This window comes from Streptomyces sp. NPDC037288 (assembly GCF_055603265.1).
In genome coordinates, this window is sequence record NZ_JBVJVY010000003.1 from 222,005 (window position 1) to 247,862 (window position 25,858).

Here is a 25,858-nt window from a genome sequence, read left to right on the forward strand (position 1 = left end):
GAAGAAGGCCCCGGAACCGATCCCGACCGGTTCCGGGGCCTTTTCGCATGCGGGGAAGCTCAGATCTCGTACGTCAGCCGCGGTGCGGCCAGTTCCACCGGGCCGGGGAACGCCTCGCGGGCGTCGCGGAGGTTGACCTGCGGGTCGGTCCACGGCGGGATGTGGGTGAGGACCAGGCGGCGGGCGCCCGCACGGGCCGCCGACTCGCCCGCCTCACGGCCGTTGAGGTGCAGGTCGGGGACGCTCTCCTTGCCGTGCGTGAACGCCGCCTCGCACAGGAACAGGTCGGTGTCCCGGGCCAGCTCGTCCAGTGCCTCGCTGACCCCCGTGTCGCCGGAGTACGTCAGCGACCGCCCGCCGTGCTCGACGCGGATGGCGTACGCCTCCACGGGATGGCGGACCCGCTCGGTGTGCACCGTGAACGGGCCGATCTCGAACGTGGACGGCTTCACGGTGTGGAAGTCGAAGACCTCGCTCATGGAGGAGGCGGAGGGGGTGTCGGCGTAGGCCGTGGTCAGGCGGTGTTCGGTGCCCTCGGGGCCGTAGACCGGGATCGGGGCGCAGCGGCCGCCGTCGTGGCGGTAGTAGCGTGCGACGAAGTAGGCGAGCATGTCGATGCAGTGATCGGCGTGCAGATGGCTCAGGAAGATCGCGTCGAGGTCGTAGAGACCGCAGTGGCGCTGCAGCTCGCCCAGGGCGCCGTTGCCCATGTCGAGAAGCAACCGGAAGCCGTCGGCCTCGACGAGGTAGCTCGAGCAGGCCGATTCCGCGGACGGGAACGACCCCGAGCAGCCGACGACGGTGAGCTTCATGAAGCAGAAACCTCCGTTGGCGGAAAGATCAAAAGGGCAGGAAACGGGGGTCGTGCGGTGCGTCGAGCGTAAGGCGCGAAAGCGCGGGTCGCTCCTCCGCCAGGGGCCGTTGTGGGCGAACTCACCTGTGCTGTCACCGGTTCGGCTGGACCCGGGGCGCAGAAGGATACGCAGAGGGCGCGCGATCCTCGGCGCGCGCCGGTAACGTCGTCGTATGGACACGTCCTGGTGGCTGGCGCTCGCGGCGGTGGTACTGCTCGCCCTGGTCGCCACGCTCATCGACGGCTGGGGAGTCGGTCGCCGGCCCGGCGGGCGACGTCTGAGGCCGCCCGGCCGCCCGGGCACCCGCCCGGCGCGGGCCGCCCGGCCGGCCCCCGGGGACATCTGGTGGGCGGACGTCCCCTACGAGGACCGCGCCGACGCCAAGGACCGGCCGTGTCTGGTGCTGGCCGTACGCGGGAACCGGGCCATGGTCGCGAAGATCACCAGTAAGTACCACGACGAACGTGCCGGGGTGATCCCGCTGCCCCCGGGCGCGGTCGGCGACGCCCGGGGGCGCCCCAGCTTCCTGGAGACCGACGAACTCCGGGAGGTGCCGGTCGGAGACTTCCGGCGCCGGGTCGGTGTGGTCGACCCGGTTTTGTGGGATCAGGTACGGCACCTCGCCCATTAGACGCCGTCGGTCGTCCGCGGGCGCGTTCACTCACCGCACGTCGACAGTCACCGTCCACTCCTGGATTCCCTTGCAGGAGACCTGGCCCGGGGCCGTCGGCTCGGCGCACAGCGGCCGGGAGGACGTCAGTTTCACGGTTCCGTCGGCCACCGCCTGGTAGGCGGCCGTGGCCTGGCCCGGCTGGATGACGAAGCCCGCGTTGATGCCCTTCAGCACGGTGCCGCTCGCCGCGACCGGCTTCCACGGGCGGGACTTGGTGCCGTCCAGAGTGACCCGGACCTCGCCGCCCTTGGTCACGCAGACGGTACGGCCGCTGTCGGCGGCCTTCAGCTGGACGAGGGGGGCGCAGCCGCCGGTGCCGGGGGCGTGGGACGCCGGCGGTGACGCCTTGCCGGCGCTTGTGCCGTCCGTGCCGCTCTGCGAGCCGCATCCGGCCAGGAGCAGCGCTGTCGCCGCGAGGGCGAGGGATGTCGTCGTACGGCGCATGGGGGTTCGCCTTTCTGCCGTGGCCGCACGGGGTCGGCCGCCTGGTGCAGATGTGACGCACCAGCACGACGAAAGGATCCCGCACGCGGAGGGTTTCCGCGTGCGGGATCGCTCCGTTCGGGTGCGGGGATCAGCCGGTCGTCAGGGCGGTGTCGTCCACGACGAAGCTGGTCTGCAGCGAGGAGTCCTCCACGCCGTTGAACTTCAGGGTGACCGTCTGGCCCGCCAGCGAGGACAGGTCGAAGGTCTTCTGCGCGTATCCGGAGGCGGCGTTGAGGTTCGAGTACGTCGCCAGGGTGGTCGAACCGGCGGTGACCGTCAGCTTGTCGTACGCGGTGCTGCCGGTCTCGGCGGTGTCGATGTGCAGGGAGAAGGTCAGCGTGGCCTTGCAGCCGGCCGGGATCGTCACCGACTGGGACAGGGTGTCGGTGTGCGAGGAGCCGTAGCCGTCGAGCCAGGCGTAGTACGAGCCGCCGTGGGCCGCCTCACCGGAGTCGTTGGTGATGACCCCGCTGGACGCGGTCCAGGTGGTGCTGCCGGACTCGAAGCCCGGGTTGGCCAGCAGCTGGGCGGAGGAGCAGGTGCCCCCGGAGGAGCCGACGGTCCAGGTGAAGGAGGCCGAGCCGGAGGCGCCGGTGGAGTCCTTCGCGGTGACCGTGACCTGGTAGGTGCCCGCGGTGGAGGCCGTACCGGAGACCAGGCCGGTGGAGCTGTTGACGGACAGGCCGGTGGGCAGGCCGGAGGCGCTGTAGGTGAGGGCCGCGCCCGCGCTGTCGCTGGCGTGGATCTGCAGGCTGACCGAGCTTCCGGTGGTGGTGGACTGGCTGCCGGGGTTGGTGACGGTCACCGTGTTGCCGCTGCTGGAGCCGGCGGTGAAGGCGGCCGTGCCGTTCGGGGTGCCCCAGCCGGTCGGGCCGTCGTAGCCGGTGCCCGCGGTGCAGAAGTACGAGGTGGAGCAGGAGCCGTTGCTGCCGCTGGTCACGTCGTACAGGTTGCCCGTGTGCTGGTAGGGGTACTTCGCCGGGTAGTCGCCGGAGCCCGGGGTGCCCGCGAGGGCGTAGACGCCGGCGACGATCGGGGCGGAGGCGCTGGTGCCGCCGTAGACCGCCCAGCCGGAACCGCCGTAGGTGTCGTAGACCGCCACGCCGGTGGCCGGGTCGGCGACCGCGGAGACGTCGGCCTCCATGCGCTTGGAGCAGCCGGTGTCGGTCTGCCAGGTCGGCTTCGGGTCGTAGGCCGAGCAGCCGGAGCCGGTGCCCTCGGTGGAGTTGGTGTGCCAGACCGACTCGCTCCAGCCGCGGGAGTTGGCGGCGGTGGTGAGCGCGGTGCCGCCGACGGCGGTCACGTACTGGGAGGTCGCCGGGTACTCGGCACCGTAGGCGGAGTCACCGGAGGAGACGGTGATCGCGACGCCGGGGTGCTTGAAGTACTGGGTGTCCTCGGTGGTCTGGGAGGAGGACTCGGAGCCGCCCCAGCTGTTGGAGACGACCTTGGCGCCGAGCGTGACGGCCTCGTTCTCGGCGGTGCCGAGGTCGGAGTCATTCGCGGAGTTCGCCTCGACCAGGACGATGCTGCAGTTCGGGCAGACCGCGCTGACCATGTCGAGGTCGAGGGCCTCTTCACCGGCCCAGCCGCTGTCGTTGGTCGGCAGCGAGGTGGTGGAACCGGTCTGGCTGACCTGCTTGAAGCAGCCGTTGGCCTTGGTGCAGGCGGACAGGCCGTAGGTGGAGCGGTAGGTGGCCAGGTCCGACTCGGCGTTGGGGTCGTTGTAGGCGTCGACGATGGCGACCGTCATGCCGGAGCCGCCCGTGGTGGGCAGGTTGTAGGCGCTGTGCAGGTTGGCCGGGGAGAGGCCGGAGGGTGCCGCGGCGGCGAGCGCCGAGGCGAGGCGCTGCTTGATGTCGGTGCGGCGCTGGGCGAAGCAGGACGCGTGGCCCGGCTCGGCGGTGGCGCACAGGTGCTGGGTCGGCACCTTCTGGCCGGCCCTGCCGGTGGAGTGGTAGGTCTGCCGCCCGGGGGCGGTCAGCGCCTTGTTGTTCTGCGTGACCTTGGAGGTGTGGGGGTGCGCCGCTGCGGGCTGGGCGCCGGCCGTCGGTGCCGCGGCGAGTCCGGCGACGGTGAGGGCGAGGGCGGGGAAGGCGACGGCGACGAGTCTTCGCAGACTCCGTCTGGGCCGACTCGGACGTGACTCACGCATGGGGGTACTGCCTCCGTTGACGTGGGGTTTCGCACTGGATGGGGCAGGCCCGTGACGCGCGAGCGGCGGCGAGCGCGCAGCCATGAGCATGACACTGCGCGAGGAAACGTAGACCCGGCCCAGGAATCACCGGCAGTACCGAAAGGAATTCTTTGCTTGGCTATAGGAACGACTTAGCCCCCTCATAAGAGGGGGCTGACACGCGCTTGAGGCAAGCTACGCCCAGAGCTGGCCCTGCAGCGTCTCGATCGCTTCCTCGGTGGTGGCCGCCGTGTAGACGCCGGTGGACAGGTACTTCCAGCCGCCGTCGGCCACGACGAAGACGATGTCGGCGGACTCGCCCGCCTTGACGGCCTTCCTGCCCACACCGATCGCCGCGTGCAGGGCGGCGCCCGTGGAGACGCCCGCGAAGATGCCCTCCTGCTGCAGGAGTTCACGGGTGCGGGTGACCGCGTCGGCCGAACCGACCGAGAAGCGGCTGGTGAGGACGGAGGCGTCGTACAGCTCGGGTACGAAGCCCTCGTCGAGGTTGCGCAGGCCGTACACCAGGTCGTCGTAGCGCGGTTCGGCGGCCACGATCTGGATGCCCGGCCGGTGCTCGCGCAGGTAGCGGCCGACGCCCATCAGGGTGCCGGTGGTGCCGAGGCCCGCGACGAAGTGGGTGATCGAGGGGAGGTCCGCCAGGATCTCGGGCCCGGTCGTGGCGTAGTGGGCGCCCGCGTTGTCCGGGTTGCCGTACTGGTAGAGCATCACCCAGTCGGGGTGCTCGGCGGCCATCTCCTTGGCCACGCGCACCGCGGTGTTGGAGCCGCCCGCCGCCGGGGAGGAGATGATCTCGGCACCCCACATGCCGAGCAGGTCCCGGCGCTCCTGCGAGGTGTTCTCCGGCATCACGCACACCATGCGGTAGCCCTTGAGCTTGGCCGCCATGGCGAGGGAGATGCCGGTGTTGCCGCTGGTCGGCTCCAGGATCGTGCAGCCCGGGGTGAGCCGGCCGTCCTTCTCCGCCTGCTCGATCATGTGCAGGGCGGGGCGGTCCTTGACCGAGCCCGTGGGGTTGCGGTCCTCCAGCTTGGCCCAGATACGGACGTCGGGGGACGGCGACAGCCGCGGCAGGCGCACCAGGGGGGTGTTGCCCACCGCGGCCAGCGGGGAGTCGTAGCGCATCGCTGCTCAGCGGCCGATCAGCGCATGCCGCCGGCGACGGCCGGCAGGATCGTGACGTTGTCGCCGTCGGACAGCTTGGTGTTGATGCCGTCCAGGAAGCGGACGTCCTCGTCGTTCAGGTAGACGTTCACGAACCGGCGCAGCTGGTCGCCGTCCACGATGCGGGCCTGGATTCCCACGTGCCGGGTCTCGAGGTCGGCGAACAGCTCGGCGAGGGTCTCACCGCTGCCCTCCACCGCCTTCTGACCGTCGGTGTACGTGCGGAGGATGGTGGGGATGCGGACCTCGATGGCCATGGCTTCAGGGCTCCTGTCGGAAGGGTTCGTCGGGTGGTGTGCTCGCGGCGGCGCGCCGCGGCTCACGGCCGTACGGCGGCAGGGAACGTCAACAGATGGCGCTGTTCAGCCTGCACAGGTCGACGTGCAGCCGCGCCACGAGCAGCGTGCCCGGCGCCTTCTCGCTCACGTCGTTCAGAACCATGCGCTCATCGTATCGATTCCCGGTCCTGGTCCCGGAGTGTGATTCCGTATGCCGGACGGTTTCCGTCCGGTGGTCGAGACCGGTCAGGCCTCAGTAAGCCTCCACCACGGCGACGTCCTCCTCGGTGACCTCGCCGTCCACGATCCGGAAGGAGCGGAACTGGAACTCGCCGAGGCCGTCGGTGTCGGCGGTGGAGACCAGGACGTAGTGGGCGCCGGGCTCGTTGGCGTAGGAGATGTCGGTGCGGGAGGGGTGGGCCTCGGTGGCGGTGTGGGAGTGGTAGATGACCACCGGCTCCTCGTCGCGGTCGTCCATCTCCCGGTAGAGCTTGAGCAGGTCGCCCGAGTCGAACTCGTAGAACGTCGGCGACATCGCCGCGTTCAGCATGGGGATGAACCGCTCGGGGCGGTCGGAGCCCGCCGGGCCCGCCACGACGCCGCACGCCTCGTCGGGGTGGTCCTTGCGCGCGTGGGCGACGATCTGGTCGTACAGGGCCTGGGTGATGGTCAGCATGACGGTCAGGATAAGCAGAAGGGCCGTCCCGTACCGAGGGGTGGTACGGGACGGCCCATATGGTGGACGCCCTGAGCGGCGGCCGACGGGGGCGCCACGAGTGCTCCCGACGGCCGGACGTCCGTTTCCGGTGGCTTTCCGGTCGCCTGCGCCAGGGTCAGCGCTTGCGGAAGGCCGCGGCCTCCGGGTTGCGGCGCTTGAGCACCCAGTAGGAGACGCTGAGGATCGCGGCCCACAGCGGAGCACAGTAAAGCGACACCCGGGCGTCCTTGTCGATGCCCATGAGCACGATCACCATGAAGATGAACGCGAGCGCGAAGTAGCTCGTGTACGGCGCGCCCGGCGCGCGGAACTCGCTCTGCGGCAGCAGCCCGCGGTTCGCCCTGGCCCGGTAGCGGATCTGGCAGAGCAGGATGACGATCCAGGCCCACATGCCGGAGATGGTCGCGAAGGACACGACGTAGTCGAACGCCTTGCCCGGCCACTGGTAGTTGATCCAGACGCCGACCAGCATCAGCGCGGCGGAGAACGTGGTGCCGACGAGCGGCGTGCCGCTGCGCGTCAGCTTGGTGAAGAACTTCGGGCCCTGGCTGTTGAGCGCGAGGTCGCGCAGCATGCGGCCGGTGGAGTACATGCCGGAGTTGCAGGAGGACAGCGCGGCCGTGAGGACGACGAAGTTGACGATGCCGGCACCCGCGGCCAGGCCCATCTTCTGGAAGGCGGCGACGAACGGGCTCACACCCGGGTGGAAGTTCGTCCACGGCACGACCGACAGGATCATGATCAGCGCGCCGACGTAGAAGACGGCGATGCGCCACGGCACGGTGTTGATCGCCTTGGGCAGCACCTTCTTGGGGTCCTTGGACTCGCCCGCGGTGACACCGACCAGCTCGACGGCGAGGAAGGCGAACATGACCATCTGCAGGGTCATCAGGGTGCTGCCGACACCGTGCGGGAAGAAGCCGCCGTCGTTCCACAGGTGGGCGACGGAGGCGGTGTCGCCGGCGTCGGAGAAGCCGATCGTCAGGATGCCGGCGCAGATCAGGATCATGCCGATGATCGCGGTGACCTTGACCATGGAGAACCAGAACTCCAGCTCACCGAAGAGCTTCACGGAGATCAGGTTGGCGCCGTACAGGATGACCGTGAAGATCAGAGCCGAGACCCACTGCGGGATGTCGAACCAGTACGTCATGTAGGCCGCCGCGGCCGTGACCTCGGTGATGCCGGTGACCACCCAGAACAGCCAGTACGTCCAGCCGGTCACGAATCCCGCGAACGGGCCGATGAACTCGCGCGCGTACTCCGCGAACGAACCGGACACCGGGCGGTACATCAGCAGCTCACCGAGCGCCCGCATGATCAGGAAGATGACGACGCCCGCGATGGCGTACGCCAGGATCAGGCTGGGGCCGGCCTTGGAAATGCCCTTGCCCGCGCCGAGGAACAGACCGGTGCCGATGGCACCGCCGATGGCGATCATCTGGATCTGCCGGGACCCGAGCCCGCGCTGATACCCCTCGCCGCCCTCGCCGTCGTCGGCCCGCACGGCCTCATTGCCGTCGCGATGCTGGTCGACCTGCACTGAGGTCATGTGTGGTGCGCCTTTCTCCATGCCGACCCGGGCCTTTCGTCGGCCGCGGATCGGGTTTCGATCCCCCCGGATTGCTGGAGCTGTTGCCTGGCCGACGGTCGTCGGCTCGGTGGCGCACCCGGCCGAACATGGGTGGTGTGGGCCGGGCGGTCGTGAAGATTTATCACGGCCGCAATATTGATCACGGAGTGGCACTGTGACGCATCGCACAGGGAAAAGCGGACAAACAGCGCCCGAATGCGGCAAACCTGGCCGCAACGGTGACGGGATCGTTATCCGGATTTGAGTGTCCGCTGAGCGAACACTCGTGCACCGTGAAACGCCTCACTCACGACATAAGGGTCGTCACCAGGGTCTCCTGGAGGCCGCCGAGCCACAGATAGGCCATCACCATCGGCTTGCGCGGGTCCTCGTCCGGGAGCCCGTAGAGCAGATCGGCGTCGTCCTCGTCGGCGATCTCCAGCCGGGCGCCGATCGCGAGCCGCAGGTCGTTGAGGGCGCCGAGCCACTGCCGGGACTCCTCCGGCGCCAGCTTCAGCACGGCACCGCCCGTGTCCACCGGCGCGAGCGCGTCCAGGGCGCGGATCACCGCGAGCGCGTTCTCCCGCTTGCCGGCGCGCAGGTCGTTCTCGGTGTAGCGGCGGAACTCGGCGGAGTGGGCCCGGCGCTCCTCGGCCTCGGCGGGCGAGCCGGGGGCCTGCTCCGGGTCGCTGTAGGCGTCGGGGAAGAGCCTTCGGAGCACCGGGTCGGCCGGCGGCTCGCTCGGGCCCTCGGCGAACAGCTCGGCGAGGGGGTCCTTGGCGGTGTCCGCCCCGGGACCGGGGCCGATGAGCTCCAGGAGCTGGACGGCCAGCGACCGGATGATGGAGATCTCGACGTCGTCGAGCGCGACGGCCGCGCCGCCGCCGGGAAGCGGTTCGAAATGTCCGGGCATGTAAATGGATTCGCTACTTCCGGTCCTGCTGCAGGGTGGCCCACAGACCGTAACCGTGCATCGCCTGCACGTCGCGCTCCATCTCCTCGCGACTGCCGCTGGAGACGACCGCCCGGCCCTTGTGGTGGACGTCGAGCATGAGCTTGGTCGCCTTGTCCTTGGTGTACCCGAAGTACGTCTGGAAGACGTAGGTCACATAGCTCATGAGGTTGACCGGGTCGTTGTGCACGATGGTGACCCAGGGGACGTCGGGCTCGGGTACGGCGAAGACCTCCTCCGCCGACTCGGTGCGTTCGATCTCTACGGGCGCGGGTGACGTCACAGTGCCCATGCTGCCACGGCCATCGAAAATCGTCACACTGACGAAATGGGGGTAGCATCTGTCGTCATGAACACAGCGGACCTTGGGCTGCCGGTGGATGTTCCCTCGACGGCGCTCTTCACGGACCAGTACGAGCTGACGATGCTGCGGGCCGCCCTGAAGGCCGGTACGGCCGAACGGCGGAGCGTGTTCGAGGTCTTCACCCGGCGGCTGCCGGACGGGCGCCGCTACGGCGTGGTGGCGGGCACCGGACGCGTCCTGGACGCGGTGGAGAACTTCCGCTTCGACGCGGGCGTCCTCGGCTTCCTGGGCGAGCGGAAGATCGTGGACGAGGACACCCTGAGGTGGCTGGCCGGCTACCGCTTCAGCGGGGACGTCTGGGGCTACCCCGAGGGCGAGGTGTACTTCCCCGGCTCGCCGATCATGCGCGTCGAGGGCACCTTCGCCGAGTGCGTACTCCTGGAGACGGTCATCCTCTCCATCCTCAACCACGACTCCGCTATCGCCGCCGCCGCCTCCCGGATGGCCTCCGCCGCCGGGGAGCGCCCGCTGATCGAGATGGGCGCGCGCCGCACCCACGAACTGGCGGCCGTCGCCGCGGCACGGGCGGCCTACGTCGGCGGCTTCGCGACCACCTCCGACCTCGCGGCCGGCTTCCGCTACGGCATCCCGACCGTCGGCACCTCCGCCCACGCCTTCACCCTCCTCCACGACCGCGAGCGGGACGCCTTCCAAGCCCAGGTCGACACCCTCGGCCGGGGCACCACCCTGCTCGTGGACACCTACGACGTCGCCGAGGCCGTCCGCACGGCGGTGGAGGTGGCCGGGCCCGAGCTGGGCGCGGTGCGCATCGACTCCGGCGACCTGCTGCTGGTGGCCCACCGGGTGCGGCAGCAGCTGGACGAGCTGGGTGCGACGGACACGAAGATCATCGTGACGTCGGACCTGGACGAGTACGCGATCGCCTCGCTGGCCGCCGCCCCCGTGGACGCCTACGGCGTCGGCACCCAGCTGGTGACCGGCTCCGGGCACCCGACCGCCTCCATGGTCTACAAGCTGGTCGCCCGCGCCGAGACCGCCGACCCGAAGGCCCCGCTGGTGCCGGTCGCGAAGAAGTCCAGCGGCGGCAAGACCTCCGTCGGGGGCCGCAAGTGGGCGGCGCGCCGGATGGACGAGGACGGGGTGGCGGAGGCCGAGGTCGTGGGCACCGGCCCGGTGCCGGCGGACCTCGCCGACCGGCAGTTGCTGGTCGAGCTGATCAAGGGCGGGGACGTGGTCGCCCGCGAACCCCTGGACGTACCCAGGGACCGCCACATCGCCGCGCGGGCGAACCTCCCCCTCTCCGCCACCCAGCTGTCCCGGGGGGAACCCGTCATTCCGACGGAGTACGTCCACGGGCGCTCGGGTAGCTAGAGCGGGACCGTCGTCCGCCTCTGGAACGCCCCCTCCCGCAGGGGCCCGGAAGTCTCTAGGCTCAGTTACTTAACCCTTAGTCGAAGGACACCACCATGCGCCGCGCCTTGATCGTCGTAGATGTGCAGAACGACTTCTGCGAGGGGGGCAGCCTCGCGGTGGCCGGGGGCGCGGACGTGGCCGCCGCCATCACGGAACTGGTCGGCCAGGCGGCCGGCACCGGGTACCGGCACGTGGTGGCCACCCGCGACCACCACATCGCGCCCGGCGGCCACTTCGCCGACGACCCCGACTACGTGCACTCCTGGCCCGCGCACTGTGTCGCGGGCACGGAGGGCGTCGGCTTCCACCCGAACTTCGCCCCCGCCGTCGCCTCCGGCGCGGTCGACGCGGTCTTCGACAAGGGCGCCTACTCGGCGGCCTACAGCGGCTTCGAGGGCACCGACGAGAACGGCGTCCCCCTCGCCGACTGGCTCCGCACCCGCCACATCGACGAGATCGACGTCGTCGGCATAGCCACGGACCACTGTGTACGGGCCACCGCCCTGGACGCCGCGAGGGAGGGCTTCCGCACCCAGGTGCTGCTGGACCTCACGGCGGGGGTGGCCCCGGAGACGACGGAACGGGCCCTGGAGGAGTTGCGTGAGGCGGGAGTGGAACTCACCGGTAAGCCCGTGGTCAGCGGCTAGGAGTCACTGGACCACCGCCGACCTGCGAAGCAGCGCCCGGATCGGATGCCACAGCTCGTTCACCATGACACCGTTGTCGGCCGGTGCCGTGCGCCATATCAGGCCGTCCGGGTGGTGCAGGACTGCCGTGATCTCGTCCGGGGTCGGAGGCGCGGCGTTCCCCCGGAGGTAGATCGCACGCAGGCCCAGGTTACGGAGCCTGGTCAGGGCCCTGGCCCGGTTCTGGGCGTGCACCAGAACCCGGACCCCGGCGGTGCCGTAGGGCAGGTTCAGTGCCACCACGACCGTGCCGTTCGGCAGCTTGCAGAAGCCTCCAGCGGCCATGCGGTCACATCCCCGTTTCGGTCGGTGTCAATAAGCGGTCCATAGGACGCACCTAAACACGATCGACGGCAACCCGCCAAGGGGTTGCCGCCGATACGCTTCTGACCTGCGGTAACGCGGACTACTTCACCGCGGGGCCGACCTTGAGCAAGATCGTCGAGCCGTCCTTGGCCTCCTTGACGATCGTGATCTTGGTGTTGGTGTCAGTGACCTTCACGCCCCCGGTCGGGTTCGCCGGGTCGTAGTACGTGCTGGTGTGGTCGTTGAAGACCGGAACACCCTTCGACGCCCTGACCGTCGTCGCGACGTCCGCCTTGTGCAGCGTGATCCCGTCGGTGCCGTACAGGCTGAACGGGGAGTCGTAGGCCTGCATGCGGTTGCGCATCAGCGTGCCGTCGGACCACTTCATCGCCGTCGGGTGCGAGTCGACCGGCAGGATCAGACCGGTGCCCGGGTGGTCCTTGGCGTTGGTGTTGTTGTCCGCCTGGGAGGTGTCCCACTTCCAGATCAACAGGCCGTTCTGGTACGGGTAGTGCTCCACCCAGCCGGGGCGCTTGGTCGAACCGAAGTTGTACGGACCGGTCTTCAGGGTCTTGTCGTACGACACGTACTGCCGGTTCTCGGCGACGTAGTACTGCTGGTAGTCCTTGGTGAAGGACGCGCCGATGCGGTTGAAGCCGTTCGACGTCCAAGCGGCGTCCTGTGTCTCGGCGTTGTCCGAGAAGAGCGCGGTGCCGTCGGCGGTCACGCTGATCTGGTCGGCCGTGAAGCCGTTCTCCGCGACACCGCCGTCGGTGGCGTAGCGGAAGCGCACGTCGATCTTCTTGCCCGCGTAGGCGTCGAGGGGGAACGACAGCTTCTTGTGCGTCTGCGAGAAGCCGGTCAGCGCCGGCTTGCCGCCGGCGTCACGCGGGATGGCCTGGCCGTCCGCCGTGCCGTCCAGGGCGGTCCAGTTGGCGCCGCCGTCGGTCGACACCTCGGTGTAGACGTAGTCGAAGCCGTCCTCGGTCGCCCACCAGCCGTCCAGGTCCAGCTTCGCCGACGACTTGCCGGTGAGGTCCACGGACCGGGTCAGCGTGTTGTTCAGGTCGTTGCCGCTGCCGCTCCACCACTGGGTCTTGCCCTCGGCCGGCTCGGTGATCGTGGTGGTGACCGCCTTGTCGGGCAGGTTGACCACGAGGGCCTGCTTGTTCCAGGTGTTGTACTCGGCGACGCCCAGCTTGTGGGTGGACTGCGTGCCGGCCTTGGCGGTGTCGTAGTTCAGCCAGCCCAGCTGCAGCTTGTCCCAGGCGTTCATGTCGCCCGGCAGGTTGCCGATGGACTCCTTGCCGGTGCCGAGCCAGGAGCCGGAGGACATCAGGGTCCAGAAGCCGGTGGAGTTGTCGCCGCCGTCGGTGTCGTACTCGTCCGGCAGGCCGAGGTCGTGGCCGTACTCGTGGGCGAAGACGCCCAGGCCGCCGTTCTCCGGCTGGATGGTGTAGTCGCCGACCCAGACGCCGGTGGTGCCGACCTGTGCGCCGCCGAGCTTGTTGTACTCGGGGCCGGTGGCGCCCTTGTCGGTGCCGAAGGCGTACCAGCGGTGGGCCCAGATCGCGTCCTTGCCCTGGGCGCCGCCGCCCGCGGACTCGTCCTCACCGGCGTGCACGATCTGGAAGTGGTCGACGTAGCCGTCGGGCTCGTTGAAGTTGCCGTCGTGGTCGTAGTCGTAGCGGTCCCACTGGTCGTACCGGGCGAGGTCCTTCTTGATGTCGGCGTCGGTCCTGCCGGCCGCCTTCTGCTGGGCCACCCAGGCGTTCAGGCCGTCGCTGACCACGTTCCACACGCTCGGGCAGTTGGTCTGGCCGCAGGCGTTGTTGCCGTAGCGGGCCTCGTTGTAGGGCACCTTGACCCAGTCCGAGACCTCGCCGTCGACCGAGTAGCGGCCCGAGGACTGCTTCTCGTAGTACTTCCTCAGCGACTCGGTCTTCTTGCCGGTGCCGAAGTAGAGGTCCTGGTAGTGCTTCCGGTTGTAGTCCTTCTGCCAGGCCGTGGAGTTGTCCTGCTTGCGGTCCGGCGCGGCGATCCGGTTGTGCAGCGGGCCGGGCGTGCCGCCGGACTTGGGGTCGGTCTTGTCCCCGAACTCCACCAGGATCGTGAAGATCTTGTCGGTCTTCTCACGGCTGAGCTCGACGTACTTGCTCTTGCCCTTGCGGCTCCTGAGCGCCACGACCTTGGAGCCGTTGCGGTCCTGCGCCTTGGCCTTGCCCGACACGAGCTGGTTCAGCGCCTCCTGGCGCTGGGCTTCCTGGGTCTTGCTCAGCGGACCGTCCAGGTCGTGCGCCCGCTGCTTCACCGGGGCCGGGTCGTGCCGGTTGGCGGCAGCGGACCGGGTCTGGGTGCTCGCCTCCGCGACGGCGAAGGTGGCGAACGTGGCGGAGGCCGCCGCGAGCGTCACCCCGATCGCGGCAGCTCTGAACGTCCAGGATCTGCTGGTCACTTGAGTTCCTCCCCCGCGCCGCGCACACGGACAGGGGGTTCCGGGTCATGGAGGGATCCGTGCGCGCAAGATCAACGCGTGTAATCAAGTGCCGTAATTTGACTAGAGGTTTAGAAGAAAAGACAGTCCTTGACTTGTGCAGGCCAAGTGCACTATGCGGATGTGGTGTTCGCTTTGCGAACCTGCTCGCGGCCTATGCCTCCACCCCATGACTCCGTGCGCCCCCCGTGCACCCCGTACCGTGGGTTAGGTCACGCTTACCAGGCGCCCCGTTCGGGCATGCACGCGAAGAGAGTCGAACGGCACGCCTCAGCCCCCGAAGTCTTCCTAGGACACGATTGCCATGCCTCGTCCGACTGCCGCACAGCTCGTTTACGGTGCCTGCACCGTGGTCTTCTCGACGCTCGCCATGCTGCTGCTGTCCCAGACGGGTTCGGGCCTCGGGATCACCGTCATCGCCCTCGCGGCGCTGGCCCTCGGGCTGCTCGTGGCGATGACGGTGCCGCTGCCGCCGGTCCGTACGACCGAGGCGGCGGCCGGATCCGCCGAGCCCGCACCCCAGGAACAGCCGGTGTCCACAGGACTGTGAACGGCGGCGCACACGAAAGCGGCGGGCCCGTGTTCCCACGGACCCGCCGCTTTCGTATGGCCGTCCATAACACCTTCGGCCGCCCCTGACACTTCGCTCAACGGGCGCTGACCACCACCGTCTTGGCCGCCTTGTCGTGCAGACCCTGTTTGTACGGTTTGTCGAAGAAGCTCCAGCCGCCGCAGATCGCCGTCCAGATACAGGCGCAGCAGAAGGCGAACGGCAGCCACAGCACCAGGGCGCGGATCAGGTTGGTCTGCACCGAAGGGGTGGCGCCGTCGTCCAGGTTCGCCACCCGCATGCCCAGCCACTGCTTGCCGAGGGTCTGGCCGTACTTGGCCATCATGAACGTGTCGTAGGCGACGTACAGGACGGCCGCGACGACGGACTGCGCGGCGGACCGGCCGACCTCGATGTGATCGCCGTTGACCTGGTACTCGCGCACACCGAACGCCCAGGTCAGCAGCCAGACGACGATTCCCACGAGGATCATGTCGACGATCCGTGCCAGCGTCCGCCTGCCGCTGTCGGCGAGCGGGGGCATACCGGCCAGCGGGTCGGCGGGGTAACCGCCGGCCCCGTACCCCCCTAGAGGACCGGCGCCTCCGTACGGACCGCCGCCGTGGGGAGGGGGCTGGGCACCGTCGTACGGGGGCGGCGGCTGGCTGCCGTACGGGGGCGGGGGCTCGCCGCTTCCGTACGGGGGTGGCTGACCGCCGCCCGGGGGCTGCCCGCCGCCGACCGGGGGCGGGGGCGGCTGGGCGCCGCCGTACGGGGTGTCGTACGGCGAGCCCGGCCCCTGCCCCTGGTCCGACGGGGGCCGCTTCCTGAACGGGTCGTCCTCGGGGGGCTGCTCTCCGGAGTCGGGGGGCGGTGCGCTGCTCATGGCCCGAGTGGACCGCGAAAGCGCCGGTTCCGCATCCGGCGGGCGGCCGTACGGGGGAGGCGCTGCCGGCTACCGGCGCCGTTCCGTCAGCCGGCGACGAAGGTGTGGGCCGCCTTGTCGTGCCAGCACTGGTGCCAGGGCCGGTCGAACAGGCACCACAGCACGCCCACGATCCCGATGCCGAGCAGCCCGGGGACGCTGTAGACCAGCCAGCGGCGCAGGGCCCGGCCGAAGGCCGGGGGCTCGTGCGCCTCGATGTCCCGCACCTCGATGCCCAGCAGCTTCTTGCCGAGGGTGCGGCCCCACTTGGCGGTCGGCAGCACCTCGTACACCACACCGAAGACCAGCAGGACGCCGAGGACGATGCCGAGGCTGGTGGCGGTCGTGCCGTCGAGCAGCCAGACGGTGACCTCGTGGCCGGACAGCCTGGCCGCGTCGATCTTCTCCTGGACGTGGTCGGCGGCCCGGGTGCCCAGCGGTACGGCAGCGGCGGCCGTCACCGCGCCCAGTACCAGGGTGTCGATCAGCCGCGCGGCGAACCGCTTGCCGAGTCCGGCGGGGCGGGCGGCGGCCTGACGGCGCGCGGCCGCCTGGAAGGGGTCCTCCACCGGCGGCTTCCACGGCGCCACCGGCTGCTCGTCACCGCCCCCGGCCAGCTGGTGCACCTGCTGTGCCCAGGACGCCTGACCGCCACCGGGCCCGCTGGTCAGCGGGGTGGCCGGGGCGCCGCCCTGTGCCGGCACCGAGGGCGCCACGGCCGCCTGGGCGGGCTGGACTTGCGGTGCCGGCGCGGCGGCGGCACGCGCGGCGGCGGCCTTGCCGGCCCCGAAGCCGGGGCCTGCGGCCGGGGAGGCGGGGTTCGGGGAGGATGCGGCGGAGGGCGGGGTGGGCGTGCCGACGGGGCCCTGCGGGCCGAAGCCGCCGGACACACCGGGCGTACCGCCAGCCGCGCCGGGCCCGGCCGAACCGGCGCCCGGTCCCGCCGCTGCGGACCCGCCGGACCCCGCGCCCGAGGAGGCCTGCCCGCCGATGCCGGGGCCCTGGCCCGGATGGGCCGGCCCCGGTGCGCCGAAGCCGGAACCCGGTCCGGCCCCGGCACCGGAGGCGGGGGCGCCGAAAGCCGCGCCCTGAGCCGGAACGTGCGGGCCGGCGTCACCGGGCGCCGCGGAGGAACCCGCCGCACCCGCGTCATGGCCGCCCGCGCCCGCACCGGAGCCCGCCGGCCCCGCACCGGACCCGTCGGCGGCTGCCGCTCCCGAGCCGGACGCGGGCGCGCCGAAGCCGGGGCCCCGGGCCGCGCCGTGCGGCCCGAAGCCGGAGCCCGCGCCGGCTTCCGGGCCGGAGGCCTGTGGGCCGGACGCGGGCTGCGTGCCCCGCCGCCCCTGACCGGGTACCGGACGGAACGTCATCGTGCCGTCGTCCCTGACGGCCGCGGGCCCCGGGACCGGCCGGCGGAAGATGAAGGTGCCGCCGGGGTCCTGGCCGTCGCCCTCCCCCGGCGGGATCGAGGCCGTGCCGTCGGGGCGGCCGGCCTGGCCGGCCGGCCGGGCCGGGCCCTCCGCGGGCACCCTCGGGTCGGCGCCCCAGGCGGTACGCCCGTCGCCGTCCCCCGCGGAACCGAACGGACCCGCGGACCGGCCGGCGCCGCCGGCACCGGGCTGCCCGGCAGCCTGGCCGCCGGCCCCCGTCCGGCCGCCCGCGCCCGCCTGCCCCGCCGCGCCCTGTTCGCCGTACCCGGCGGGGCCCGTGCCGCCGGGGCCGTCGGCGCTCCAGGCACCGGCCCCGCTCCGGCCGCCGGCCGCCCACGCGCCGGCCCCGTCCTGCCCGGCGGGAGTCGGCTCCGGGTCCTCGTCGAAGAAGTGCGGGCCCGTCTCCTCCACCGCCGCGGGCGCGGCGCGGACGCCGGGCGGCGGGGTGAGCGGTTCGCCGTCCTTCGGCGCCGGCCGGCTGGTGCCGGGCACCCAGGAGGCGCCGTTCCAGTACCGGACGTATCCGGGGATGGACGGGTCCGGGTAGTAGCCCTCGCGGGGCCTGTCGTCACCTGGGGCCGGGGTTGGGGCGCTCATGTCCTTCGTCCCGTATCTGCTCGGGGGTGGGATGGGGGCCTCCACATCTATCAGACCGGGGCAGCCCTCAGCGCCAGTCCCGCCGGACCCACTCCTTTCCGGGCAACGCCGTACCGGACTCTCACAGGTCCGCGAAAAAATTTTCCCCGTACCCGCGTAATGGCCCGACCCCGGCCCCCTCTCCCCTGGTACGGGCCCGTCCCGAGCGGTCCCGGCAGGCGCAGACGAGGAAAGGAACGCAGGTCATGGAGCACATCGTGGTGGAGCGGGAGCTGGAGCTGAGGCTCATCCTGTCGCCGGAGCGCAGCGTCCCGGTGCCGGCCCGGCTGGGCTACCGCTCCGGGGATCCGTACGCCGTCCGCATCGCCTTCCACATCAACTCCGACTGCCCCGTCAACTGGACGTTCGCCCGCGAGCTGCTGGTGGAGGGGGTGTTCCGGCCGTGCGGGCAGGGGGACGTGCGGGTGTGGCCGACGAAGGTCGACGGACGCAGTGTCGTGCTGATGGCGCTCAGCTCGCCGGACGGGGACGCGCTGCTGGAGGCGCCCGTCGCGCAGGTGTCGGCCTGGCTGGAGCGGACGCTGCGGGCGGTGCCGCCGGGGACGGAGGGCGGGCAGCTGGGCATCGACGACGCGCTCGACCAGCTGCTCGCCCAGTGAGCCGTCGTACAGGACGTGCGGCGGCGGGCTCAGAGGACCTTGCCCGGGTTGAGGATGCCCAGGGGGTCGAAGGCGTGCTTCACGGCGCGCTGCATCTCGACCCCGACCGGGCCGATCTCCCGGGCCAGCCACTCCTTCTTCAGCACGCCGACGCCGTGTTCGCCGGTGATGGTGCCGCCCAGCTCCAGGCCGAGGGCCATGATCTCGTCGAAGGACTCGCGGGCCCGCCGGGACTCGTCGGCGTCCTGGGCGTCGAAGCAGACGGTCGGATGGGTGTTGCCGTCGCCGGCGTGCGCGCAGACGCCGATGGTCAGGTCGTACTTGGCGGCGATCCGCTCGACGCCCTCGAGCATCGCGCCGAGCTGCGAGCGGGGCACGCACACGTCGTCGATCATCGTCGTGCCCTTGACCGCCTCCAGCGCGGTCAGCGAGAGCCGCCGGGCCTGCAGCAGCAGCTCGGACTCGGCCGCGTCCTCGGCGGGGACGACCTCGGTGGCGCCCGCGGCCTCGCACAGCGCGCCGACGGCGGCGAGGTCGGCGGCGGGGTGCGGGGTGTCGAAGGCGGCCAGCAGCAGCGCCTCGGTGGTCTCCGGGAGGCCCATGTGGGCGAGGTCGTTGACGGCCTTGACGGTCGTACGGTCCATCAGTTCGAGGAGGGAGGGCACGTGACCGCCCGCCATGATCCGGCAGACCGCGTCGCACGCGGCGGTCGCGGAGGGGAACTCGGCGGCCAGTACCAGCTGCTGCGGCGGCTTGGGCCGCAGGGCGAGGACCGCGCGGACGACGATGCCGAGCGAGCCCTCGGAGCCGACGAACAGGCGGGTGAGGTCGTAGCCCGCCACGCCCTTCGCCGTACGGCGGCCCGTGGTCATCAGGCGCCCGTCGGCGAGGACGACGTCCAGGCCGAGGACGTATTCGGCGGTCACGCCGTACTTGACGCAGCACAGGCCGCCCGAGCCCGTGCCGATGTTGCCGCCGATGGTGCACATCTCCCAGCTGGAGGGGTCCGGCGGGTAGTACAGGCCGAGGTCCTCGACCGCGCGGGACAGGGTCGCGTTGATCACGCCCGGTTCGACGACGGCGATCCGGTCGACGGGGCTGATCTCCAGGATGCGGTTCATCCGGGTGAGGGACAGCACGATGCAGCCGTCGGTGGCGTTGGCCGCGCCGGACAGGCCGGAGCGGGCGCCCTGCGGGACCACCGGGACGCGCAGCTCGGTCGCGGTGCGCATGACGTGCTGGACCTGTTCGACGGTGCGCGGCAGCACGACGACGGCCGGGGCGCCGGCCGGGCAGAAACTCGCCATGTCGTTGGCGTAGGAGGCGGTGACGTCGGAGTCGGTCAGGACGGCTTCGGGTGGCAGGCCGGCCAGGAGCCGGTCGGTGAGGTCGCTGGTTGCGACGGAGTCCTCATCGCGACGCGCTTCGATACGGCTCATGATCAAAGGGTCGCACTCACGGCCATCGGTGTGAACCCCGGCCGCCCTCCGGTTGGTCCACTCGGATGTGATCGTCGTATTGACGCACAGTGAGCGCCATGGACAACCGAGTGTGCGTGCCGGGTACGTCCCTGCCGGCCGGTCCGCCGCCGCGCCGCTCCCGGCGGTGGCGGCGCCGGGTGCTGGTCACCGCGCTGGCGGGCGGGGTCGCCGTGGGGGCGGTGCTGACGCTGCCGTCCGGGGAGCGGCCGGCCGGGGCGGGCCGGGCGCCCGCCGCCGGTCCGCAGGCCCAGGCGCGGGCGGCGCAGGCACTGACGGCGGTGACCTCGGGGCTGCCGGCCGCGCTGCCGCAGCTGGGGGCGCTCATCGGGCAGCAGGAGCAGCGGGTGCGCGCGCAGCCCCGGGACGCCCGGGCCTGGGCCGTGCTGGGGGCCGCGTATGTGGCACGGGCGCGCCGGACGGCCGACCCGGCGGACTACCCGCGGGCCGAGCAGGCGCTGCAGACGTCCCTGCGGGTGCGGGCGGCGCCGAACACCGAGGCCCTGGACGGGCTGGCCGCGCTGGCGCTGGCGCGCCGGGACTTTCCGGCGGCGAAACGGTACGGCGAGCAGGCGCTGAAGGCGGCGCCGAAGCGGTGGTCGGCGTATCCGCCGCTGATCGACGCCTACACCGGGCTCGGCGACTACAAGAACGCCCGCGCGACGCTGGACAGGCTGCTGGGGCTGCGCACCGGCGCGGCGGCCCGGCCCGCGGTGATGGCGCGGGCCTCGGCGGTGTACCGGGACCGGGGGTGGCGCGAGGACGCGGTGGCCCAGCTGACCGACGCGGCATCCGCCGCGGGCACCCCCGCCGAGCAGGCCGCCTATCTGACCGGGCTGGGGCAGCTGGCCTGGGAGCGCGGTGACCTGCCGGACGCGCTGCGGCACTTCGAGGCGGCCGTACACCTCGATCCCGACCAGGGGCCGGCGCTGACCGGGCGGGGCCGGGTGCTGGCGGCGCTGGGCCGCACCACCGAGGCGTACGCGGCGTACCGGACGGCGCTCGACCGGCATCCGAGTCCGCAGGACGCCTGTGAGCTGGGCGAGCTGTACGAGGCGCACGGTATGGCGGCGCAGGCCCGGCAGGAGTACGACCGGGTGAAGGAGCTGGTACGGCGCCAGATGGCGGCCGGGGTCGACGAGGAGCTGCTGATCGGGCAGTTCGAGGCGGACCACGGGGACCCGCAGGAGGCCGTGGAACGGTTGCAGGCGGAGTGGGAACGCCAGCCGGGGATCGAGGTGGCCGACGCGCTCGGCTGGGCGCTGCACGAGGCCGGCGACGACGAGGAGGCGCTGACCTACGCCACCACCGCGACGGACCCGACGAAGGGCGGCGGGGTGCGCAGCGCGCTGTACGCCTTCCACCGGGGACTGATCGAGCTGGAGCTGGACGAGCGGGCTCTCGCGCGCCGGCACCTGCAGGAGGCGCTGCGGTTCAACCCGTACTTCTCCCCGCTGCGGGTTCCGGTGGCGCAGGAGGCGCTGCGGGCGCTGGGCGACGTACCGGACGAGCCGCCGCCCAGCGCCTAGGGTCTGCCGGTGCGGGCCCTGCCGTTACAGGTTGCCCCGCTTGGCCTGCTCGCGTTCGATCGCCTCGAACAGGGCCTTGAAGTTGCCCTTGCCGAAGCCCATCGAGCCGTGCCGTTCGATGATCTCGAAGAAGACGGTCGGCCGGTCCTGGACCGGCTTGGTGAAGATCTGCAGCAGGTAGCCGTCCTCGTCGCGGTCGGCGAGGATCTTCAGCTCGCGCAGGGTCTCGATGGGCACGCGGGTGTCGCCGACCCACTCACCGAGGGTGTCGTAGTAGGAGTCGGGGGTGTCGAGGAACTCGACGCCGCCCGCGCGCATGGTGCGGACCGTCTGCACGATGTCGTTGGTGTTCAGCGCGATGTGCTGGACGCCGGCGCCGCCGTAGAACTCCAGGTACTCGTCGATCTGGGACTTCTTCTTGGCGATCGCGGGCTCGTTGATCGGGAACTTCACCTTCAGGGTGCCGTCCGCGACGACCTTCGACATCAGCGCGCTGTACTCGGTGGCGATGTCGTCGCCCACGAACTCCTTCATGTTCGTGAAGCCCATGACCTTGTTGTAGAAGCCCACCCACTCGTTCATCCTGCCGAGTTCGACGTTGCCGACGCAGTGGTCGATGGCCTGGAAGGTGCGCTGGGCGGGCGGTTCGACCATCGGCCTGGCGGCGACGTAACCGGGCAGGTAGGGGCCGTCGTAGCCGGAGCGGTCGACCAGGGTGTGGCGGGTCTCGCCGTAGGTGGCGATGGCGGCGAGGACGACGGTGCCGTTCTCGTCCTTCACCTCGTACGGCTCGGTGACGCCCCTCGCGCCGTGCTCGACGGCGTAGGCGTAGGCGGCGCGGGCGTCCGGGACCTCGATGGCCAGGTCGATGACGCCGTCGCCGTGCTCGGCCACGTGCCGGGCGAGGAAGCGGCCCCAGTCGGTGCCCGGCTTGATCACCGAGGTGAACACGAAGCGGGCGGAGCCGTTCTCGAGGACGTAACTGGCGGTCTCGCGGCTGCCGTTCTCCGGTCCGGAGTACGCGACCAGCTTCATGCCGAAGGCGGTGGAGTAGTAGTGCGCCGCCTGCTTGGCGTTGCCCACGGCGAAGACGACCGCGTCCATTCCCTTGACCGGGAAGGGGTCGGCCTGCCGTGCGGTGTCGGGGGTGTGGTGTGTGGTCTGCGTCATGCGGGAAGGGTGGCCCCGCTCTGCAAGGTGCGCAATAGTTGGCGTATTCGCTGGACAATCTGCCCAGCGATAGGGCCGTGTCGGCGGACTTTCTGTGCAGGATGACCATCTCTGGGGATGCCGTGGCGATCGATCATCTGGACGGGCGGATCATCGTGCTCCTCGCCCGGGAGCCGCGCATCGGCGTGCTGGAGATGTCCCGGCGGCTGGGGGTCGCGCGCGGGACCGTGCAGGCCCGCCTTGACCGGCTCCAGTCGACCGGGGTCATCCGGGGGTTCGGTCCGCAGGTGGACCCGACGGCCCTCGGCTACCCGGTGACGGCGTTCGCCACGCTGCAGATCCGGCAGGGCCAGGGGCCCGACGTGCGCGCGCACCTGGCGACCGTGCCGGAGGTGCTGGAGCTGCTGACGACCACCGGCAGCGGGGACATGCTGTGCCGGCTGGTGGCCCGCTCGAACGCCGATCTGCAACGGGTCATCGACCGGGTCGTCGGCTTCGACGGCATCGTCCGCGCCTCCACGACGATCGTCATGGAGAACCCCGTTCCGCTGCGGATCATCCCCCTGGTGGAACAGGCCGCGGCGGAGGGCCGGGACAGGCACTAGCAGCTGGGGACCGAGTCCCTGGCCTTCTCCAGGGACACCAGGGAGTTCACCGCGCCCTTCAGCGTGGTGACCGGGACCAGCCTGAGGCCCTTGGGCAGTTCCGCCTTGGCGTCGGCGCACTCGTCCTTCGGCACCAGGAAGACGGTCGCCCCGTCCCGCCGGGCGGCCTGCATCTTCAGGGCCACCCCGCCGACCGCGCCGACCCTGCCGGCGGCGTCGATCGTGCCCGTACCGGCGACGGTGCGGCCACCCGTGAGGTCGCCGCCGCTGCCGTCGCCGTCCAGCTTGTCGATGATCCCCAGGGTGAACAGCAGTCCCGCGCTCGGACCGCCCACGTCGGCGAGCCTCAGCGTGACCTTGACCTTGTCGGCGCTCAGCCCGAGGTACCTCAGCGCCGCCGCGGTCGCCGCGTCCTGGGACTGCCGCATCTGCGCCTCGTTGTGCTGCTGGATCTCCTTGACCGTGTCGCCGCTCGGGTAGACGGCGTCGTGCGGCATGACGGCCCGGTCGGTGCGGAACCAGTTGCCGACCACATCACCGAGGGTCACCGTGGTGTCGGGGCCGGTCGCCACGATCGTCACCATCCGCAGCTGCCCGCCGGTCTTGCGGACCGGTGTGCCGGAGACGGTGATCACCTCCGTGCCCTTGTTCTCGCCGAGCACGTTCGCCGTCATCCCGGGCTGCGCCACCGCGAACGGCAGCGGCGCGAACGCCGCCGCGGCCAGCAGGGCCACGACGGGCAGCGCGCAGACGGCTACGGCCTGGGGACGCGTGAGACGAGAGAGCACGGGATCAATCTAACGCGACCACCGCCGGTGCCTTGTGCCGCGTACAGGTCCCGCCGCTATGCCGCGTACAGGTCCCGCCGCGCCACGGTGCAGCGGCGCAGCGCCTCCGGGAGGGGCTCGATGCCGATCCCGGGGGTGGCCGGCACCGGGAGGTGGCCGTCCTTGAGGACGAACGGCTCGGTGACGTCCTCGGCGAAGTATCGGGAGGAGGCGGAGGTGTCCCCGGGGAGGGTGAAGCCGGGGAGGGCGGCCAGGGCCAGGTTCGGGGCCCGGCCGATGCCCGTCTCCAGCATGCCGCCGCACCACACCGGGACCCCGTGCGCGTGCGCCACGTCGTGGACCCGGCGGGCCTCCAGATAGCCGCCGACCCGGGCGGGCTTGACGTTCACCACCCGGCAGGCCTCCAGTGCGAGCGCGGACGCGGTGTCGCGCGCGCCGTGCAGGGACTCGTCCAGGCAGACCGGCGTCCGCAGGCGCTGCTGGAGCCGGGCGTGGGCGTGCAGGTTGTTCTCCTCCAGGGGTTCCTCGATCAGCAGCAGCCCGAACTCGTCCAGCCGCCGCAGATGCTCGGCGTCCGCGAGGGTGTACGCGGTGTTCGCGTCGACCTGGAGGGGGAGCGCGTCGCCGAAGCGGTCGCGGACCGCGCGGACCGGCTCGACGTCCCAGCCGGGCTCGATCTTCAGCTTGATGCGGACGTAGCCCTCGGCGAGGTAGCGCTCGACGTCGTCCAGCAGCTCCGGGACCGAGTCCTTGATGCCGACGGAGACCCCGGCGGGGACCCGGTCCCGCACCGCCCCGAGGTAGGTCGCGAGCGGCATGCCGTACGACCGCAGCTCGGCGTCCAGGAGAGCCGTCTCCAGGGCGGCCTTCGCCAGCTCGTGGCCCTTGATCTTCGCCAGGGCGGGGGCGAGCGCGGCGGTGGTGAGGTGCGGGAGGGCGGCCACGCGCGGGACCAGGAAGTCGCGCAGCACGATCTCGGCGCCGGCCACGAACTCGGAGCAGTACAGCGGTTCCGGGTCGGCGGCGAACTCGGACCAGCCCTCGGCCGCGTCCGTGATCACGCGCAGGAGAAAGGTGTCCTTCGTCGTCATCGTCCCGAAGGACGTACGGAAGGGCGTGACCAGCGGGATCGCCACGTGCACGATCTCGACGCGTTCGAGTTTCATGCGCCGGCCCCTTCCCGGCTGAGGGTGTACCAGCCGTCGCGGGACATGCCGGTGGCCCGGAACCCCTCCGTGAAGGCGTCCAGGAACACGTCACGCACCGCGTGCCGCCAGCGCAGCGCCAGCGCCGGGTCGGCGGCGCGCAGTTTCACGATGTCGTCCGGCACCCGGCACCAGACGTGCCGGCCGGCGGGATCCCGGCGGGCGAGGGGGCCGCCGTCGGGGGCCGTCCGGATGACCGGACCGTGGGCCTCCACCTCGTACGGGGCACCGGGCACCGTCAGGTCCCAGGTCACCGTCAGCCGGTCGCTCTCGTCGCCGTCGTTCACGCCGTCGGTCATGGGGCCGTAGAAGTCGACCAGGTACTCCGTGCCGACGGCGCCCAGCTTGACCAGGTTGAAGCGGGCGTTGCGGCCGACCAGCGGGTCGAAGGTCCAGCGCATGGTGCGCGCCCCGAGCCCGGCCGCCCAGTCGCGCTGGGCCAGCTTCACGGCGTGCCCGAGCCCCCGGTCGGCGGCGGCCACCAGCGAGTACGTGCTGTGCCCGGGGCCGAGGACGGCGACGGACGCCCCGGCGAGCCGCTGCCCGTCGTAGGCGGCGTGCACCGCGCCGCCGGCGTGCACCAGGCTGTGCAGGACCTCGGCCGGGTAGGGCGGTGCGGTGCGGGGTGTCTGCCAGACGTCGCTGAAGTAGTCGGCCACGGCCGCGAGACGGCCGACGTCCTGGACGGTGCGGATGGTGACTCCTGCTGTCATGGCATCGAGTCTCGAAGGAGCCGGCCGCGCATGTGTTGTGCGGGCGGCCAAGGGATGCCTATGTTCGTTTCACCATCCGCCAACAGCCTG

Annotated in this window: 26 protein-coding genes; 7 read left to right on the forward strand and 19 right to left on the reverse strand. The window is 71.3% G+C overall.

What is annotated here, in order from left to right; all coding sequences use genetic code 11:
* Window positions 1-59: 59 nt before the first annotated feature.
* On the reverse strand, window positions 60-812 hold the full coding sequence (locus ACZ7GZ_RS05150) for an MBL fold metallo-hydrolase (RefSeq protein ID WP_471021076.1): 753 nt from the start codon (window positions 810-812) through the stop codon (window positions 60-62).
* Between the two features lie 214 nt (window positions 813-1,026).
* Here ACZ7GZ_RS05150 and ACZ7GZ_RS05155 point away from each other — a divergent pair, with 214 nt between their 5' ends.
* The gene (locus tag ACZ7GZ_RS05155; protein WP_471021079.1) at window positions 1,027-1,485 is read left to right on the forward strand and encodes a type II toxin-antitoxin system PemK/MazF family toxin; all 459 of its coding nucleotides are present in this window, start codon (window positions 1,027-1,029) and stop codon (window positions 1,483-1,485) included.
* A gap of 30 nt (window positions 1,486-1,515) precedes the next feature.
* Here the strand turns inward: ACZ7GZ_RS05155 and ACZ7GZ_RS05160 are convergent, their stop codons facing one another.
* The 9 genes from ACZ7GZ_RS05160 to clpS all read right to left on the reverse strand — a co-directional run bounded on the left by ACZ7GZ_RS05160 (window position 1,516) and on the right by clpS (window position 9,187).
* Window positions 1,516-1,971, reverse strand: coding sequence for a hypothetical protein (locus tag ACZ7GZ_RS05160; RefSeq protein WP_471021081.1), 456 nt, complete (start codon window positions 1,969-1,971; stop codon window positions 1,516-1,518).
* A gap of 130 nt (window positions 1,972-2,101) precedes the next feature.
* On the reverse strand, window positions 2,102-4,168 hold the full coding sequence (locus ACZ7GZ_RS05165) for a putative Ig domain-containing protein (protein ID WP_471021083.1): 2,067 nt from the start codon (window positions 4,166-4,168) through the stop codon (window positions 2,102-2,104).
* A gap of 216 nt (window positions 4,169-4,384) precedes the next feature.
* Window positions 4,385-5,335, reverse strand: a complete 951-nt coding sequence (locus tag ACZ7GZ_RS05170) for a PLP-dependent cysteine synthase family protein (RefSeq protein ID WP_471021085.1) — start codon at window positions 5,333-5,335, stop codon at window positions 4,385-4,387.
* 17 nt (window positions 5,336-5,352) lie between these two features.
* Window positions 5,353-5,631: a MoaD/ThiS family protein gene (locus tag ACZ7GZ_RS05175; protein ID WP_471021088.1), complete on the reverse strand. Its 279-nt coding sequence runs from the start codon at window positions 5,629-5,631 to the stop codon at window positions 5,353-5,355.
* 88 nt (window positions 5,632-5,719) lie between these two features.
* Entirely contained in the window at window positions 5,720-5,815 is a 96-nt protein-coding gene (locus tag ACZ7GZ_RS05180; RefSeq protein ID WP_309550412.1) for a putative leader peptide, read from the reverse strand.
* A gap of 90 nt (window positions 5,816-5,905) precedes the next feature.
* Window positions 5,906-6,328 (reverse strand): M67 family metallopeptidase, encoded by a 423-nt coding sequence (locus tag ACZ7GZ_RS05185; protein WP_471021090.1) that lies wholly within the window; start codon window positions 6,326-6,328, stop codon window positions 5,906-5,908.
* 157 nt (window positions 6,329-6,485) lie between these two features.
* Window positions 6,486-7,922, reverse strand: coding sequence for an amino acid permease (locus tag ACZ7GZ_RS05190; RefSeq protein ID WP_471021092.1), 1,437 nt, complete (start codon window positions 7,920-7,922; stop codon window positions 6,486-6,488).
* Window positions 7,923-8,250: 328 nt separating this feature from the next.
* Complete coding sequence (locus tag ACZ7GZ_RS05195; RefSeq protein ID WP_471021094.1) at window positions 8,251-8,856, reverse strand: DUF2017 domain-containing protein; 606 nt, start codon at window positions 8,854-8,856, stop codon at window positions 8,251-8,253.
* A 13-nt stretch (window positions 8,857-8,869) separates the two neighbouring features.
* The gene (gene clpS / locus ACZ7GZ_RS05200; RefSeq protein ID WP_069780588.1) at window positions 8,870-9,187 is read right to left on the reverse strand and encodes an ATP-dependent Clp protease adapter ClpS; all 318 of its coding nucleotides are present in this window, start codon (window positions 9,185-9,187) and stop codon (window positions 8,870-8,872) included.
* Window positions 9,188-9,244: 57 nt separating this feature from the next.
* On the opposite strand from clpS, the gene ACZ7GZ_RS05205 reads away from it, so the two are divergent.
* Both ACZ7GZ_RS05205 and ACZ7GZ_RS05210 read left to right on the forward strand, forming a co-directional pair.
* A complete protein-coding gene (locus ACZ7GZ_RS05205; protein ID WP_471021095.1) occupies window positions 9,245-10,591 on the forward strand; it encodes a nicotinate phosphoribosyltransferase in 1,347 nt (448 codons plus the stop codon).
* A gap of 95 nt (window positions 10,592-10,686) precedes the next feature.
* Window positions 10,687-11,280, forward strand: a complete 594-nt coding sequence (locus tag ACZ7GZ_RS05210; RefSeq protein ID WP_471021096.1) for an isochorismatase family protein — start codon at window positions 10,687-10,689, stop codon at window positions 11,278-11,280.
* A 3-nt stretch (window positions 11,281-11,283) separates the two neighbouring features.
* On the opposite strand, the gene ACZ7GZ_RS05215 is transcribed toward ACZ7GZ_RS05210, so the two are convergent.
* Both ACZ7GZ_RS05215 and ACZ7GZ_RS05220 read right to left on the reverse strand, forming a co-directional pair.
* Window positions 11,284-11,604 (reverse strand): hypothetical protein, encoded by a 321-nt coding sequence (locus ACZ7GZ_RS05215; protein WP_363213913.1) that lies wholly within the window; start codon window positions 11,602-11,604, stop codon window positions 11,284-11,286.
* Window positions 11,605-11,725: 121 nt separating this feature from the next.
* Window positions 11,726-14,080: an immune inhibitor A domain-containing protein gene (locus ACZ7GZ_RS05220; protein ID WP_471021099.1), complete on the reverse strand. Its 2,355-nt coding sequence runs from the start codon at window positions 14,078-14,080 to the stop codon at window positions 11,726-11,728.
* Window positions 14,081-14,423: 343 nt separating this feature from the next.
* Here ACZ7GZ_RS05220 and ACZ7GZ_RS05225 point away from each other — a divergent pair, with 343 nt between their 5' ends.
* Window positions 14,424-14,669 (forward strand): hypothetical protein, encoded by a 246-nt coding sequence (locus ACZ7GZ_RS05225; RefSeq protein ID WP_471021102.1) that lies wholly within the window; start codon window positions 14,424-14,426, stop codon window positions 14,667-14,669.
* 97 nt (window positions 14,670-14,766) lie between these two features.
* On the opposite strand, the gene ACZ7GZ_RS05230 is transcribed toward ACZ7GZ_RS05225, so the two are convergent.
* Together ACZ7GZ_RS05230 and ACZ7GZ_RS05235 are read right to left on the reverse strand one after the other, a co-directional pair.
* Window positions 14,767-15,555 carry an RDD family protein gene (locus ACZ7GZ_RS05230; protein WP_471021103.1) on the reverse strand — a complete coding sequence of 263 codons (789 nt, stop codon included), beginning with the start codon at window positions 15,553-15,555 and terminating at the stop codon, window positions 14,767-14,769.
* Between the two features lie 86 nt (window positions 15,556-15,641).
* Window positions 15,642-17,621: an RDD family protein gene (locus ACZ7GZ_RS05235; protein WP_471021105.1), complete on the reverse strand. Its 1,980-nt coding sequence runs from the start codon at window positions 17,619-17,621 to the stop codon at window positions 15,642-15,644.
* A gap of 245 nt (window positions 17,622-17,866) precedes the next feature.
* On the opposite strand from ACZ7GZ_RS05235, the gene ACZ7GZ_RS05240 reads away from it, so the two are divergent.
* A complete protein-coding gene (locus ACZ7GZ_RS05240; protein WP_471021108.1) occupies window positions 17,867-18,280 on the forward strand; it encodes an SsgA family sporulation/cell division regulator in 414 nt (137 codons plus the stop codon).
* 29 nt (window positions 18,281-18,309) lie between these two features.
* Here the strand turns inward: ACZ7GZ_RS05240 and ACZ7GZ_RS05245 are convergent, their stop codons facing one another.
* Window positions 18,310-19,725, reverse strand: a complete 1,416-nt coding sequence (locus ACZ7GZ_RS05245; protein ID WP_471021110.1) for an FAD-binding oxidoreductase — start codon at window positions 19,723-19,725, stop codon at window positions 18,310-18,312.
* 92 nt (window positions 19,726-19,817) lie between these two features.
* On the opposite strand from ACZ7GZ_RS05245, the gene ACZ7GZ_RS05250 reads away from it, so the two are divergent.
* The gene (locus tag ACZ7GZ_RS05250; RefSeq protein WP_471021113.1) at window positions 19,818-21,287 is read left to right on the forward strand and encodes a tetratricopeptide repeat protein; all 1,470 of its coding nucleotides are present in this window, start codon (window positions 19,818-19,820) and stop codon (window positions 21,285-21,287) included.
* A gap of 24 nt (window positions 21,288-21,311) precedes the next feature.
* Here ACZ7GZ_RS05250 and hppD read toward each other — a convergent pair whose 3' ends face one another.
* Entirely contained in the window at window positions 21,312-22,457 is a 1,146-nt protein-coding gene (hppD, locus tag ACZ7GZ_RS05255) for a 4-hydroxyphenylpyruvate dioxygenase (RefSeq protein WP_471021114.1), read from the reverse strand.
* A gap of 122 nt (window positions 22,458-22,579) precedes the next feature.
* Between hppD and ACZ7GZ_RS05260 the strand changes: the two genes are divergently transcribed.
* Window positions 22,580-23,062, forward strand: coding sequence for an Lrp/AsnC family transcriptional regulator (locus ACZ7GZ_RS05260; protein WP_471021249.1), 483 nt, complete (start codon window positions 22,580-22,582; stop codon window positions 23,060-23,062).
* Here the strand turns inward: ACZ7GZ_RS05260 and ACZ7GZ_RS05265 are convergent.
* Genes ACZ7GZ_RS05265 through ACZ7GZ_RS05275 form a run of 3 tightly spaced genes read right to left on the reverse strand, consistent with a single transcriptional unit; the run spans window position 23,059 to window position 25,768 of the window.
* Window positions 23,059-23,850, reverse strand: coding sequence for a S16 family serine protease (locus tag ACZ7GZ_RS05265; protein ID WP_471021116.1), 792 nt, complete (start codon window positions 23,848-23,850; stop codon window positions 23,059-23,061). The two genes, ACZ7GZ_RS05260 and ACZ7GZ_RS05265, sit on opposite strands and share 4 nt — an antisense overlap.
* A 56-nt stretch (window positions 23,851-23,906) precedes the next feature.
* Entirely contained in the window at window positions 23,907-25,016 is a 1,110-nt protein-coding gene (gene menC / locus ACZ7GZ_RS05270) for an o-succinylbenzoate synthase (protein ID WP_471021119.1), read from the reverse strand.
* The gene (locus ACZ7GZ_RS05275; protein ID WP_471021121.1) at window positions 25,013-25,768 is read right to left on the reverse strand and encodes a chorismate synthase; all 756 of its coding nucleotides are present in this window, start codon (window positions 25,766-25,768) and stop codon (window positions 25,013-25,015) included. Before ACZ7GZ_RS05275 ends, menC begins: the two co-directional genes overlap by 4 nt.
* Window positions 25,769-25,858: the final 90 nt, after the last annotated feature.